At 67.6% G+C, this 13,675-nt stretch carries 9 protein-coding genes; 6 read left to right on the forward strand and 3 right to left on the reverse strand.

The window, feature by feature from the left end:
* Nucleotides 1-105: 105 nt before the first annotated feature.
* The gene (locus tag FBZ88_RS01925) at nt 106-1,869 is read left to right on the forward strand and encodes an alpha-amylase family protein (protein ID WP_246138452.1); all 1,764 of its coding nucleotides are present in this window, start codon (nt 106-108) and stop codon (nt 1,867-1,869) included.
* 131 nt (nt 1,870-2,000) lie between these two features.
* Here FBZ88_RS01925 and FBZ88_RS01930 read toward each other — a convergent pair whose 3' ends face one another.
* The 3 genes from FBZ88_RS01930 to araD1 all read right to left on the reverse strand — a co-directional run bounded on the left by FBZ88_RS01930 (nt 2,001) and on the right by araD1 (nt 8,025).
* Nucleotides 2,001-3,416 carry an amino acid permease gene (locus FBZ88_RS01930; RefSeq protein ID WP_145615147.1) on the reverse strand — a complete coding sequence of 472 codons (1,416 nt, stop codon included), beginning with the start codon at nt 3,414-3,416 and terminating at the stop codon, nt 2,001-2,003.
* 250 nt (nt 3,417-3,666) lie between these two features.
* A complete protein-coding gene (locus tag FBZ88_RS01935; RefSeq protein WP_246138453.1) occupies nt 3,667-6,606 on the reverse strand; it encodes a TonB-dependent receptor domain-containing protein in 2,940 nt (979 codons plus the stop codon).
* Between the two features lie 423 nt (nt 6,607-7,029).
* Nucleotides 7,030-8,025: an AraD1 family protein gene (araD1, locus tag FBZ88_RS01940; protein ID WP_145615149.1), complete on the reverse strand. Its 996-nt coding sequence runs from the start codon at nt 8,023-8,025 to the stop codon at nt 7,030-7,032.
* 337 nt (nt 8,026-8,362) lie between these two features.
* Between araD1 and ytfQ the strand changes: the two genes are divergently transcribed.
* The 5 genes from ytfQ to FBZ88_RS01965 are packed head-to-tail and all read left to right on the forward strand — an operon-like array spanning nt 8,363 to nt 13,670.
* Complete coding sequence (gene ytfQ, locus FBZ88_RS01945; protein ID WP_081486693.1) at nt 8,363-9,316, forward strand: galactofuranose ABC transporter, galactofuranose-binding protein YtfQ; 954 nt, start codon at nt 8,363-8,365, stop codon at nt 9,314-9,316.
* The gene (locus tag FBZ88_RS01950) at nt 9,316-10,848 is read left to right on the forward strand and encodes a sugar ABC transporter ATP-binding protein (RefSeq protein ID WP_145615150.1); all 1,533 of its coding nucleotides are present in this window, start codon (nt 9,316-9,318) and stop codon (nt 10,846-10,848) included. Before ytfQ ends, FBZ88_RS01950 begins: the two co-directional genes overlap by 1 nt.
* A complete protein-coding gene (locus tag FBZ88_RS01955; RefSeq protein WP_145615151.1) occupies nt 10,845-11,858 on the forward strand; it encodes an ABC transporter permease in 1,014 nt (337 codons plus the stop codon). The genes FBZ88_RS01950 and FBZ88_RS01955 overlap by 4 nt, the downstream gene beginning before the upstream one ends.
* Complete coding sequence (yjfF, locus tag FBZ88_RS01960; RefSeq protein ID WP_211102471.1) at nt 11,858-12,928, forward strand: galactofuranose ABC transporter, permease protein YjfF; 1,071 nt, start codon at nt 11,858-11,860, stop codon at nt 12,926-12,928. Before FBZ88_RS01955 ends, yjfF begins: the two co-directional genes overlap by 1 nt.
* A gap of 7 nt (nt 12,929-12,935) precedes the next feature.
* Nucleotides 12,936-13,670 (forward strand): FadR/GntR family transcriptional regulator, encoded by a 735-nt coding sequence (locus FBZ88_RS01965; protein ID WP_145615152.1) that lies wholly within the window; start codon nt 12,936-12,938, stop codon nt 13,668-13,670.
* Nucleotides 13,671-13,675 lie beyond the last annotated feature (5 nt).

Below are 13,675 nucleotides of genomic sequence, written 5' to 3' on the forward strand. Positions count from 1 at the left end.
ATTTTTAAGTCGTATAATAGTACTATCCGGCGGCAGCGAGGTTGTAAACCATTCGCGGGCCGGCCACCGCCGGAAAAGAACAAGCAGGAACAGGAGACGTCACCCGTGCCCCATCCAGTGACCCGCCGCGCCTTCCTGGCCAGCGGCGCCGGCACCGCCGCGGCGCTGGCCGCCACCGCCCCGGCGGCAGCGGCGTCCGGCGCGCCCAGCCCGGACTTGCAGTTGCTGACCTCGCGCAGCGGCGTCTATACCCCGGCCAAGGGCGAGGCGGTGCTGCAGTTCAGCTTCGATTTCCCCGAGGCGTCGGTGCAGGTGGGCCCTTTGCTGATGGGCTTCCGGGTGCAGACGTATGAGAACGCCTACGCCATCGACCCCACGGTGACGCGCATGGTGCGCGACGGTAACCGCACCATCCTGACCTGCGACGGCCTGCTGTGGGCCGGCGGGCAGGAGAAGGCGCCGGGCACGCTGGTGGCCGAATTCACGGTGGAGGCGGACGGCACGGTGCAATGGACGGCCAAGGCCGAGGCGCCGCACCCCGTGAAGTCCATCACCACCGTGGTGCGCGGCCTGCCGCGCGGTGAAATCTCCGTCTCCGGCCAGGATTTCACCGATTTGAAGGATGATGAGAAGGTCTTCGAATATCCCAACTTCTTCCATGGGGTGGCGACGCCCCTGGCTGTGCTGAAGGCCGCCGATGGCCGTCACTTCGCCCTGTCGGCGCGGCAGACGGCGGTGCGCACCTGCCGCTTCTTCTTCCAGCCGGGGCCGGACGGCTATCGCGTCGAGCTGATCCATGAGGGCGAGGGTTGGGCCAAGGCCACCAGCCTGGCGACCCCGCCGTGGCGGGTGGGCCCTGCGGCGGATTACGCGGCCGCCGTCGCCCCCCACTTCGCCCATGTGGAAAAGACCTACGGCATCCCGCCGCTGGCCACCCGGCCGGACATGCCGGCGTGGATGCGGGAGGTCGACCTGGTGCTGAGCATCCACGGCGCGCACTGGACCGGCTACATCTTCAACGACTATGCCCGCATCCTGGAGATCCTGCGCTGGGCCGCCACGCAAATCGACCCGAAGCGCGTCATGGTGTTCCTGCCGGCCTGGGACGGCCGCTATTACTGGAATTACCCCCTGTACCAGCCCGACCCGCGCATGGGCGGGGCGGAGGGCTTCAAGCGCCTGGTCACCCAGGCGCAGAAGCTGGGCTTCCGCATCGTTCCCATGTTCGGCACCAACAGCGCCAACAAGGTGTGGGAGGAGTTCAAGCTGTTCGCCGACGCCACGACGGAGCGCGTGGACGGCGATTCCTTCGACCTGAACTGGGTGGACTGGGACAACGACCGGTCCGGCGAGGGCTGGATGCCCTTCATGAACCTGGGCGTGGACTCCTGGCGCCGCTGGTTGGGGGAGCGCATCTCCGCCACCATCAGGCAGTTCGGCGTGGACGGCTATTTCCTGGACATCGCCGGCGCGGCCATCAACAACACCAAGGCCGACATGCATGAGGGCACGCGCCGGCTGGTGCAGGATCTGGCCCAGCGCCACCCCAGCATCCCGCCGGTGGGGGAGATGCTGTACGACGCGCAGATGGCCTTCATCCCCATGAGCCATGTGACGCGCTACGCCCTGGCCCCGGCCGCCTACGACGGTCACGTGCGCAGCTATCAGCATCTCAGCCGCCCGGCCCCCGGCCGGGGCAGCACCGGCGTGCACGAGGCGGGCTTCGGCACCTACAAGCCCGAGATCCCGCCGCACCAGCGCGCCATCCCCACCATCACCGTGGTCGACGACACCTTCACGAAGGAACGCGCCGCCATGGCGGACTACATCAAACAGGCCAAGGCCTGGGGTGAAGCGCGGCGGAAGTAGGCCGCGACTGCGGCCGCCGGGATTTTCCGGGGAGCGTGGCGGGCGGATGCCCGCCGCCGCTTGAGGAAAACAAAGAAAAAGGCCGCCGACCCATCCGGGCAGGCGGCCTTTCATTTCAAGCGTGGTCGCCTTTACACAGTCTTGTTCAGCAGGCTGGCCCGGCGGCTGTAGCCCAGGTAGATCACCAGGCCGATCACGTGCCAGATGGCGAAGTTGCGCAGCGTGGTGCCGGGCAGGGAGTACAGGAAGTAGAGGCAGCCGATGACCGCCAGCGGAGCCACCACCCAGACGGCGGGGCAGCGGAACAGGCGCGGCATGTCCGGCTTGGTCACGCGCAGGACCATGACGCAGACCGAGACGGAGATGAAGGCCGCCAGCGTGCCGGCGTTGGATAGCTCCGCGATGGTGGCCAGCGGCAGGAAGCCGCCGAACAGGGCCACGAACAGACCGACCAGCAGGGTCACCTTCACCGGCGAGCGGCGGTCGGGCCCCAGATCGCTGAGGCCACGGGGCAGCAGGCCGTCGCGCGACATGACGAAGAACACGCGGGTCTGGCCGAACATCATCACCAGGATGACGCTGGGCAGGGCCACGATGGCGGCGGCCCCGATGGCCCAGGCGGCGCCGGGATGATTCAGGCTGCGCAGGATGAAGGCCAGCGGCTCGCCACTGGCGGCGAACTCGGCGAAGGGCCAGGCACCCACGGCGCAGGCGGCCACGATCATATAGATGATGGTGGAGATGACCATGGAGCCCAGGATGCCGATGGTCAGGTCGCGGCCGGGGTTCTTCACCTCTTCCGCCGAGGTCGACACGGCGTCAAAGCCAAAGAAGGCGAAGAAGACGATGGCCGCCGCCGCCATCACGCCGCGCACATGGCCCGCGTCGTCCATGTGGGAGACGAAGCCATAGGGCATGAACGGGGTGAAGTTTTCCGGCACCAGGCTGAACACCGTCAGGCCGACGAACACCGCCAGGGCGATGATCTTGATGGCGACCAGGGCGATGTTGACCGTGGCGCTTTCCTTGGCGCCCTTGGCCAGCAGGGCCGTGACCAGCGCGGTGATGACGATGGCCGGCAGGTTGACGATGCCGCCGGCATAGGGTCCCGCGATGAGGTCCTTGGGCAGATGGATGCCCATGCTTTCCAGCAGACCGACCATATAGCCCGACCAGCCCACCGCCACGGCGCTGCAGGTGACGGCATACTCCAGCACCAGGGACCAGCCGATGATCCAGGCCAGCCCCTCGCCCAGTACCGAGTAGGTGTAGGTGTAGGCGCTGCCGGCGGCCGGCATCATGGTGGCCATTTCGGCGTAGGTCAGGGCCGCGAAGGCGCAGAGGATGCCGCAGGCGGCGAAGGCCAGGATGACGGCGGGGCCGGCGCGCTCGGCACCGATGCCGGTCAGGGTATAGATGCCCGTGCCGATGATGCCGCCGATGCCCAGGGCCACCAGGTGCGGCCAGCTCAAGGTCTTGCGCAACTGCCGGCTTTGGTCCACGTGCGCCAAAGCGTCCAACGCCTTACGGCGCGTCCAGAACGTCATAAAGCAGTCCCCATCTAGAACGTGTTTTAGCCCCCGCCGCCGACCTTTTCCCCTGAGGGGCACCGCCCCCTTGCCCTGGGGCGGCGCCTGTCGGCTGAAAGCTGTTTGGACACCGATCAGCGCGGGCGTCAACACCTTAACTGCCCTAGCCGTTTCAAACGACATTTTGTGGCGCGGAAGGCCCGCTTTCCAACAAAAAACCCCGCCCGGGACCACCCGGGCGGGGATATCTCCGTTCCAGGACCAGGCCTTAGAACTCCACCGTCGCACCGACGAAGATGGTGCGGCCCAGCGGGTCGTAGACACCCGGATAGGTGTTGCCGTTGCCGAAGCTGCTGAGCAGGCTGGAGGCGATGGCCGGCGGGTCGCGGTCGAGGATGTTGTTCACACCCGCGCGCAGCGACAGGTAGTCGGTCATCTTGTAGGTCATCGCCAGGTCGAAGTAGCTGTACGACGGCAGCTTGGCGTTGATGCCGACGAAGTCGGAGGCCAGGAAGTCGTTGGCCGTGTTGCTGGACAGCGACGTCGGGCCGATGAAGCGCCAGTTCAGGGACACCGTGGCCGGGACCCAGGGGCTGGACCAGGTGGTGCGCAACTGGTGGCGCCACCGCGGGTTGGGCTGGCCGCAGGTCGGCCCGAACAGGCCGGTGCAGTCATAGGTGCCCAGGCTGGGCAGCGGCTGGGTCTCACGGGTCAGCAACACGCTGCCCGTCAGGTTGAAGTCCAGGTCGCCCCAGTTGCGGTTGACGACGTCTTCCAAGGCCAGCTTGTAGGACACGTCAATGTCCACGCCCGAGGTCTGCAGGTGACCGGTGTTCTGGTTGCCGGCGATGATGTAGCCGTCGGTGCCGAACAGCACGCCCGAGCCCTTGGCGCGGTGGAACAGGCCGCAGAAGTACGGGTTGGCGGTCTGGACGCACTGGTTGATGACCGTCTGGGCGTCCAGCGCCGAGATGTAGCCGTCAACCTTGATGTTGTAGTAGTCCAGCGTGGCGGAGAAGTTGGGAATGAAGGTCGGGGTCAGCACCACGCCGGCGGTGAAGGTGTCCGCCGTTTCCGGCTTCAGCGCGCTGTTGCCGCCGCCCTGGGTCACGCAGACGGCCGAGGGGCAGTCGGCGATGTGGCCGTACTGGGCCGAGGTGACGCCGGTCAGGGCGCACTGGGCCGCCGAGGCCGTCGGGCTGGAACCGGAGCAGGGATCCACCGCCGCGACGTTGCCCAGCGTGGTCGGCGCGAACAGTTCGGAGATGCTGGCCGCGCGGACGGCGCGGTTGTAGCTGCCGCGGAAGCGGACATCGCTGACCGGGGCGTACTGCAACTCGAACTTGTAGGTGCTGACACCGCCATCCAGGTAGTCGTACTTGGAGTAGCGGTAGCCGGTGTTGAACAGCAGTTCCTCGACCAGGGGCTTGTCCTGGATGATGGGGAACTGCAGTTCGCCGTAGCCTTCGTCCACGCTCAGGCTGCCGTGCGACGGCAGGGTGCCGTTGGCCTGGGCCACCTGATCCGCCTCGAACAGCAGCGTTTCCTCGCGGTGTTCATAGCCCAGGGCGATGGCCGCACCCTTCTTGGCCCACGGGCTCTTGATCCCGTACTGCTCCAGATCGCCGTTGATGGACAGGCTGCCCACCTTTTCCGTCTGGGCGCCGTGGGTGTGGCTGGGGGAATAGAGGTAGTTGTAACCGGCCTGGCTGATGCCGTTGTACTGGAAGACGTTGATGGGCACGCAGGTCGGATCGGTGCCGTCGATCACCGACTTGCAGGTGGGCACGCCGTTCACGTTGACAACCTCCAGGGCGCGCTGCGCCTTGGTGTTGTCGACGTTGTTCATGTAGGTCTCGTTCAGGATGGCCTTGGACCACAGGAAGTTGGCGTCGTAGCTCCAGCCGTCCCACACCTCGCCGCGGAAGCCGCCGGTGAAGCGGTAATCGATGTGACGCAGGTCGTCGCGGCGCGGCTGGCTGCCGGGGCCGGTCAGGCGGTAACCGATGAAGGTCTGCGCGTCGGTATTGGTGCCGGCGTCGGCACCGCACAGCGTGGACGCCTGGGCCGACGACATCAGCGGGTTGTTGCAGTTGATGTTGAACGTCGTGCCCTGGAACAGGGCGGACGGCGCCGCCTGCGAGAAGCTGTGGTCGTTCATGTACATGAAGTTGCCGTAGGCTTCGATTTCCTTGGCAAATTCATAGTGGGCGGCCAAGCCGCCGGTCTCGCGCTTGTCGGTGCGCTGGATGTAGTTGGTGGGCGTGTAGTTGTAGGCGAAGCTGCTGTTGTACGGCACCCAGGTCTTGCTGCCGTCCTTGGCGTTCACCAGGGTGGTGTTCGCGTTGGGGCCGCTCAGCGGATAGAACAGGCCATAGGCGTTGTTGCTGGAGCCGCCGCAGATGAAGGTGTTGGCGTCCTTCAGGTTCAGGTCGCAATTGGAATAGTCGCGCTTATCCTGGGTGACCGGCATTGAATAGTGATAGCCGGCGAACAGCGTGACGTTGCCCTTCTTGCCGTCGAAGTTGGTGCCGGCGGCGACGCTTATGTCCTTCTTAATGCCATCCCACACCTCGCCGGGGGCGGTGGTGAAGTTCTTGGCCTGGCTGAGGGACCGCAGGGCGGTGTTGCCGTTGTCGTGCTGCGCGATGCTGTACTGCACGTCGGCGCGCACGCCGTCCAGATTCTTGCGCAGGATGAAGTTCACGACGCCCGACACGGCATCGGAACCGTAGACCGCCGAGGCGCCGCCCGAGACCACGTCCACCCGGTCCACCATCGCGGTGGGGATGAAGTTGATGTCGGAGGTTTCCGGCGGCAGCATGCGCTGGCCGTCGATCAGCACCAGGTTACGGTTGGAACCCAGGTTGCGCAGGTTGACGCGCGAGGTGCCGTCGGCACCGTTGGACACATTGTCATTGGCGTCCGCCGTCACCTGCGGCAGACGGTTCAGGGCGTCCACCATATTGGTCGTGCCCTGATACTGCAGGTCCTGCGACCCCACCGTGGTCAGGGGGCTGGCCGTCGTCAGGTTCGCCTGCTTGATGCGCGAACCGGTGATGACGATTTCCTGCAGGTCATCGACGGACTGGGCCAGCGCCTGGCCACCCGCCATCAATGCCACCATGGCGGCCCCCGCCGCCAGGACCGACGCGCGGCCCGAGCGGAGCACCGACCCGGGGGCGGACTTCGCATGAATCTTTTGCATTCTTATCTCCCAGACCGCGCACCCCCGTTAGTGCGCGCTGAACAACCGTCCCGCAAATGCCACGGACCTGTCAAATATCTTATATCGTATATCGTATGATTTATTCGAAAGTGTGTCGCCGACGCATCAGCGGCGACCAAACTTTGCGCTACTTCAAATAGTTAAGTCGCGCCGCGACAGACAAACGCCAAAAGCCGCCCTCCCCAGTGGGGAGGGCGGTTGCAGAGGTGTCGCCGTAAAAATCACCCATCCGGCTTAGGATGGGCGCCGGTGCGCGGGCGTAGCGCTTATACGTGCGGCATTTGATCGTGACCGCTCAAATGCCCCCCAGGCGCCGGGCGGCCACATCCGTGGCCTTGGCTTGTCCTCGATTTCCAGTCCGCCTTCGGCTCCCCAGAAATCTCCGGCACCCGCAGTCGCGGGCTACAGCGCCGTCACGGCCACCGCTTCCGCTTCCTTCACCGTCAGCGGGTTGCGCAGCGGCAGGCCGAAGGGTGCGGCCTCCACCTCGAACCGGTCGCCCGGCCGGGTGGTGAAGCCGTCGCTGAACGATAGGGTGGCGGTGCCGAAATAATGCGCGTGGGCATCGCCGGGGCGGCGGAAGCCGGCGTACTTGAAGTGATGGTGTTCCAGGTTGTCCAGGCTGTGGCACATGTTGGCCTCACCCGACAGGAAGGGCTTCTCCCACGCCACCTGGCCATCGCGGACGATACGCGTCGTCCCCCGGATGTCGGCCGGCAGCGGCCCCACCAGCAGTTCCGGCCCGAAGGAGCAGGGGCGCAGCTTGGAATGCGCCAGGTAGAGATAGTTCTGCCGCTCCGTCACATGGTCGGAGAACTCGTTGCCCAAGGCGTAGCCCAGGCGGAAGGGCGTGCCGTCGGGACCGATGACGTAGAGGCCCACGATCTCCGGCTCCTCCCCTCCGTCCAGGGCGAAGGCGGGGGAGGCCAGCGGCGCCTCGGGCGCCGTGACGATGCTGCCGTCCCCCTTGAAGAACCATTCCGGTTGTGCCCCCACCTGCCCGGCGGCCGGCTTGCCGCCCTCCAGCCCCAGGCGGAACATGCGCATCGAATCGGTCTGCTTGGCGGGATCGGCCAGGTCCTTGTGCATCTTGTCCCGGCCCTCCGCCGACCCAAGGTGGGTCAGGCCCGTGCCGGTGACCAGCAGGTGGGCGGTATCGGGATGATCCAGCGGCGCCAACAGGCGGCCCTCGGCCATCAAGGCGGCCAAGTCCACGGAACCGCCCACGCCCGCCGCCTCGACCACCGCCGCCAAACCCGTGCCCGCAGCGATGGCCCGCTGCGCCAGCTCATAGACGCTGGCGACACCGAGCACCGTGTGCGCCGGGCCATCATCGTGGCGGGCGGCGACGGCACGGGCGCCCGTGGCGTCGACATATTGGAGGAGACGCAGGACCATGGGTGTTTCCCTGACGATTGTTTTGCGTGACTGTGGTCCGCCCGGCCGGAATGACGGCACCAGAGGGCTGGACGTGCTCATTTAATAATACTATTTCTGTCTAGTCCAAGCCCTTTTCGGGGGCAAGCGACTTCGTCACAAGAGGGGCGACGTCCGGGGACGCAAAGGGGCTTGAGTAGCCTCCATAAATAATATCATATGACCCATAACAAACGCCCGCCATCTCCTGGAAAGGATAGTCGGCGGACGGCCCCGACGGGGTGAACATGAGACAGGGATGGATATGAAAACGCTGCTGGGAAGCCGGAAAATCTCTCGCCAGGGTTTGGCGCGTCGGATGCTGGGTATCGGAACGGCGGTGCTGCTGGGCAGCCTGGCGGCCGGATGCGACAGCGGCGACAAGAAGGGCCTGACGGTAGGCTTTTCCCAGATCGGGTCGGAGTCCGGCTGGCGCGCCGCGGAGACCAAGCTGGCCCGCCAGGGGGCGGAGCAGCGGGGCATCACCCTGAAATTCTCCGACGCGCAGCAGCGCCAGGAAAACCAGATCAAGGCCGTGCGGTCCTTCATCGCGCAGGGCGTGGACGCCATCCTGCTGGCCCCCGTGGTTTCCAGCGGCTGGGATGAGGTGCTGGGCGAGGCCAAGGCCGCCAACATCCCCGTCATCCTGCTGGACCGGCAGATCGACACGCCCAACGTCGACCTCTACCTGACGGCGGTCACCTCGGACACCATCGAGGAGGGGCGTGTGGCCGGCCGCTGGCTGGCGGGCAAGGTGCAGGGCCGCGATTGCCGCATCGTGGAAATCCAGGGCACGGTGGGCGCCAGCCTGGTGGCCAACCGCAAGAAGGGCTTCGAGGAGGCCATCGCCACCGCCCCCAACCTGCATCTGGTGCGCACCCAGTCGGGCGAGTTCACCCGCGCCAAGGGCAAGGAGGTCATGGAGGGCTTCCTGAAGGCCGAGGCGCCGGGCAGCATCTGCGCCGTCTATTCCCACAACGACGACATGATGATCGGCGCCATCCAGGCCATCAAGGAAGCGGGCCTGAAGCCGGGCACCGACATCCTGACCGTATCCATCGACGGCGTGCCCGACATCTTCAAGGCCATGGCCGATGGAGATGCCAACGCCACCGTGGAACTGGCCCCGGACATGGCGCCGCGCGCCTATGACATCCTGCTGGCTTACCGCAAGGACCACGCCCCGCCGCCCAAGTGGGTGCAGACGCCGTCCAAGCTGTATGAGCCCGACACCGCCGCCGCCGAATACGCCCGGCGCAAGGACCTGTACTGATGGCCAACCCTGAAGCCCCGGTGGTGCTGGCGGCCCGGGGGTTGACCCGGCAGTACCCGGGTGTGCGCGCCCTGGACGGCGTGGACCTGACCCTGCGGGCGGGTGAAATCCACGCCCTGCTGGGGGAGAACGGCGCCGGCAAGTCCACCCTGATCAACCTGCTGACGGGCGCCCAGCCACGTGACGGCGGCACCATCACCGTTGATGGGGTGGAGATCGATCCGGACGGCCCCGGCGGCGCCGTCCAGGCCGGCATCGCCGCCGTCTATCAGGAGATCACGCTGCTGCCCAACCTGTCGGTGGCGCAGAACCTGTATCTGGGGCGGGAGCCCACACGCTGGGGCCTGGTGCACCGGTCGCGCATGAACCGGGAGGGTGCGGCCCTGCTGCGCCGCTTCGGCCTCACCATCGACGCAAGCCGGCCGCTGTCCGACTTTTCCACCGCCGTGCAGCAGTTGATCGCCATCGCCCGCGCGGTGGACCTGTCGGCCAAGGTGCTGATCCTGGACGAACCCACCGCCAGCCTGGACACGGCGGAGGTGCAAACCCTGTTCACCCTGCTGCGCAGCTTGCGCGACCAGGGCCTGGCCATCGTCTTCGTCACCCATTTCCTGGACCAGGTCTACGCCCTGACCGACCGCATCACCGTGCTGCGCAACGGGCGCTTGGTGGGGGAGCGGCGGACCGCCGACCTCCCCCGCCTGGACCTGGTGGCCATGATGCTGGGCAAGACGCCCACGGCGGAAAGCCACCTGAGCCGCCGGCCGGCCGCCGCCACGCCCGCCGGCGCCCCGCTAGTGCGGGCGGAAGGCCTGGGCCGGCGCCGCCTGGTGGGGGCGTTCGACGCGGAGCTGCACGCCGGCGCCGTGCTGGGGGCCGCCGGGCTGCTGGGCTCCGGCCGCACGGAAACCGCCCTGTTGCTGTTCGGGGTGGAGACGGCCGACCAGGGCCAGCTGCTGGTCGATGGCAAGGCCGTCACCCTGCGCAGCCCGCGTGACGCCATCCGCCTGGGCTTCGGCTTTTGCCCGGAGGATCGCAAGCTGGACGGCATCGTCGCCGGCCTCAGCATCCGGGAAAACATCGTGCTGGCCCTGCAGGCCAAGCGCGGCTGGTGGCGGCGGCTGTCCACGGCGCAACAGCATGAGTTGGCCGACCGCTACATCAAGCTGCTGGACATCCGCACGCCGGATGCGGAAAAGCCCATCCAGCTGCTGTCGGGCGGCAACCAGCAGAAGGCTTTGCTGGCCCGCTGGCTAGCCACCGAGCCCCGCCTGCTGATCCTGGATGAGCCCACGCGCGGCATCGACGTCGGCGCCCATGCCGAAATCGTGCGCCTGCTGGAGGATCTGCGGGACCGGGGCATGGCGCTGTACGTCATCTCGTCCGAGATCGAGGAGGTGGCGGCCTACTCCGACCGGGTGCTGGTCATGCGCGATCGCGCCCCCGCCGGCCTGCTGGAGGGGGACTCCATCACCCCCGCCGCCATCGTCAACGCCATCGCGGCGGACCATCACACCCAAGGTGCGGCATGAGCGCCTTCATTCTGATCCGCCTGAAAGCCGCGCGGCCACAGCTGGCGCTGCTGGTGCTGGCGCTGCTGGTCAATGTCTTCGTGGCACCGGGCTTCCTGGACCTGCGCCTGCAGGACGGGCGGCTGTTTGGCGGCCTGATCGACATCCTGAACCGGGGGGCGCCCGTCATGCTGCTGGCCGTGGGCATGGCCCCGGTCATCGCCACGCGCGGCATCGATCTGTCGGTGGGCGTCATCATGGCGATATCCGGCGCCGTCGCGGCGGCGGGCGTGAACGCCGGCCTGGCCTGGCCGCTGGCCATCCTGGCGGCGCTGGCCACCGGCTTGGTCTGCGGCCTGTGGAACGGGCTGCTGGTCGCGGTGTTCCGCCTGCAGCCTATCGTCGCCACGCTGATCCTGATGGTGGCCGGGCGCGGCATCGCCCAGCTGATCACCGAGGGCCGCATCCTGACCTTCACCGAACCGCACCTGATCGCCGTGGCCGGCGCTACACTGGCGGCTCTGCCCCTGCCCGTGGTGCTGGCGCTGCTGGCGGCCGGGCTGACCGGGCTGCTGGTGCGGGCGACCGCGCTGGGGCTGTTCGTCGAGGCCGTGGGCACCAACCCGCGCTCAAGCCGCCTGGCCGGCGTCCATACCAGCCTGGTGCTGGGCGCCGTCTATGTCTGGTCCGGTCTGATGGCGGCGCTGGCCGGCCTGATCGCCACGGCCGACATCAAGGGTGCGGACGCCAACAACGCCGGCCTGTGGCTGGAGCTGGACGCCATCCTGGCCGTCGTCATCGGTGGCACCAGCCTGTATGGTGGGCGGTTCAGCATCGGCCGCTCCGTCCTGGGCGCCCTGGTCTTGCAGGCCATGCGTACCGCCATCCTGCGGGCGGGCCTGCCGCCGGAGCTGAACCTGGTGCTGATGGCGCTGGTGGTCGCCGCCGTGCTGACCCAGCAATCGCCCGCCTTCCGGCCATTGGCCCAGTCCCTGGTGCGGCGCTTCAAGAATAAGGAGGCCCAGGCGTGATGGGCCGTTTCGTGAACACCCGCACCCTGCCGCTGCTGGCGACGGTGGTGGTCTTCGTCCTGATCTATGCCATCTGCGCCGCGCAATATCCGGCCATGCTGGGCCTGCGCGTCATGGGCAACCTGCTAACCGACAACGCCTTCCTGGGCATCCTGGCGGTCGGCATGACCGTGGTGGTGGTGGCCGGCGGCATCGACCTGTCGGTGGGCGCGGTCATGGGCCTGACCACGGTGGCGCTGGCCCGCCTGATCGAGGGCACCGGCCTGCCCCCGGCGCTGGCCTTCGCCCTGGTGCTGGCGCTGGGTGGCATGTTCGGCGCCGGCGTGGGTGCCGCCATCCATTACCTGAAGGCGCCAGCCTTCATCGTCACCCTGACGGCCATGTTCCTGGCGCGTGGTTGCGCCCTGCTGATCAGCACCGATTCCATCCCCATCCACAACGCCGCCTACGACACCCTGGCAGCCGCCGCCCTGGCCCTGCCCGGGGGCGGACGGCTGACCCTGGTGGCCGGCATCATGCTGCTGACCTTCCTGGCCGGGGGCATCCTGCTGCACGGCACGCGCTTTGGCGCCCGGGTGTTCGCCCTGGGCGGCAACGGCCATTTCGCCCAGTTGATGGGCATCAACACCGGCCGGACCACCATTCTGGTGCATGCCTTCTGCAGCCTGATGGCGGCGCTGGCCGGCATCGTGTTCTCCCTCTACACCCGGTCCGGCTACGCCCTGACGGGCACGGGGGTGGAGCTGGACGCCATCGCGGCGGTGGTCATCGGCGGCACGCTTCTGACCGGCGGCGTGGGCGGCGTGGCCGGCTCTTTCATCGGCGTGCTGATCCAGGGGCTGATCCTGACCTGGATCACCTTCGACGGCACGCTGTCCAGCTGGTGGACCAAAATCGCCATCGGGGCCCTGCTCTTCCTGTTCATCGCCGTACAACGCTTGATTTTGGTGGCCTCCGCCCGGTATGGCCGGTCGGGGGCGGGCCCCGCCGCGCCTAGCACACCCAATCAGGCCACGTCGGCCCCCGCCTCCCGTCCCTCCTCCGGCGCCGCCGCGCCGTCCGCCAGCTGAGCCGCCCATGACCCTCTCGACCTGGTCATCGCCTGAACGTCCCCTGTCGCACCATGAGCAGATCGTGCGCACCCTGGGCATGGAGATCCTGAGCGGCGCCCTGCCCGTGGGCGTGAATCTGCCGCCGGAACCGGACCTGCTGGTCCGCTTTCAGATCTCGCGCACGGTGTTGCGGGAGGTGATGAAAACCCTGGCGGCCAAGGGGCTGGTCGTTTCCAAGACACGGGTGGGCACCAAGGTGCAGGACCCGACGCATTGGAACTTCTTCGATGCCGACCTCTTGTCCTGGCGCGTGAGCTTAGGCCTGGACGACGCCATGCGCCGCCACCTTTATGAGATGCGCAGCGCGGTGGAGCCGCGGGCCGCCGCCCTGGCGGCCAAGCGCCGCACACCGGAACAGCTGGCCGACATGCGCCGCGCCGTCGCCCGCATGGCGGAGCCGGGGCACAACCGCCGCAGCTTCGCCGAAGCGGACCTGGCATTCCACGTCGCGGTCAGCGCCGCCTCCGGCAACCCCATGATGCGATCGCTGGCGGCGGTGATCGAGGCGGCGCTGCTGGCCTCGTTCTCACTCTCGTCCCCGGTGGATGAAACCGTCCTGCAGCAGGAGGTGGTGGACAGCCACGCCGCCATCGCCGACGCCATCGAGGCGGGCGACAGCGCGGCCGCCGCGCACGCCATGCTGGCCGTCATCGATTCGGGGTTCGGCCGGCTGGAACTGCCCGACCCCGACGCCGCCTGAAGTCC

It is taken from the genome of Nitrospirillum bahiense (assembly GCF_007828025.1).
Taxonomy (GTDB): Bacteria; Pseudomonadota; Alphaproteobacteria; order Azospirillales; family Azospirillaceae; genus Nitrospirillum; species Nitrospirillum amazonense.

Excerpts from the sequence above, each read along its gene's own strand:
- FBZ88_RS01965 (WP_145615152.1), top strand. The coding sequence starts at position 12,936 with ATGACCCTCTCGACCTGGTCATCGCCTGAACGTCCCCTGTCGCACCAT.
- ytfQ (WP_081486693.1), top strand. The coding sequence starts at position 8,363 with ATGCTGGGTATCGGAACGGCGGTGCTGCTGGGCAGCCTGGCGGCCGGA.
- yjfF (WP_211102471.1), top strand. The coding sequence starts at position 11,858 with ATGGGCCGTTTCGTGAACACCCGCACCCTGCCGCTGCTGGCGACGGTG.
- araD1 (WP_145615149.1), bottom strand. The coding sequence starts at position 8,025 with ATGGTCCTGCGTCTCCTCCAATATGTCGACGCCACGGGCGCCCGTGCC.
- FBZ88_RS01930 (WP_145615147.1), bottom strand. The coding sequence starts at position 3,416 with ATGACGTTCTGGACGCGCCGTAAGGCGTTGGACGCTTTGGCGCACGTG.
- FBZ88_RS01935 (WP_246138453.1), bottom strand. The coding sequence starts at position 6,606 with ATGCAAAAGATTCATGCGAAGTCCGCCCCCGGGTCGGTGCTCCGCTCG.
- FBZ88_RS01950 (WP_145615150.1), top strand. The coding sequence starts at position 9,316 with ATGGCCAACCCTGAAGCCCCGGTGGTGCTGGCGGCCCGGGGGTTGACC.
- FBZ88_RS01955 (WP_145615151.1), top strand. The coding sequence starts at position 10,845 with ATGAGCGCCTTCATTCTGATCCGCCTGAAAGCCGCGCGGCCACAGCTG.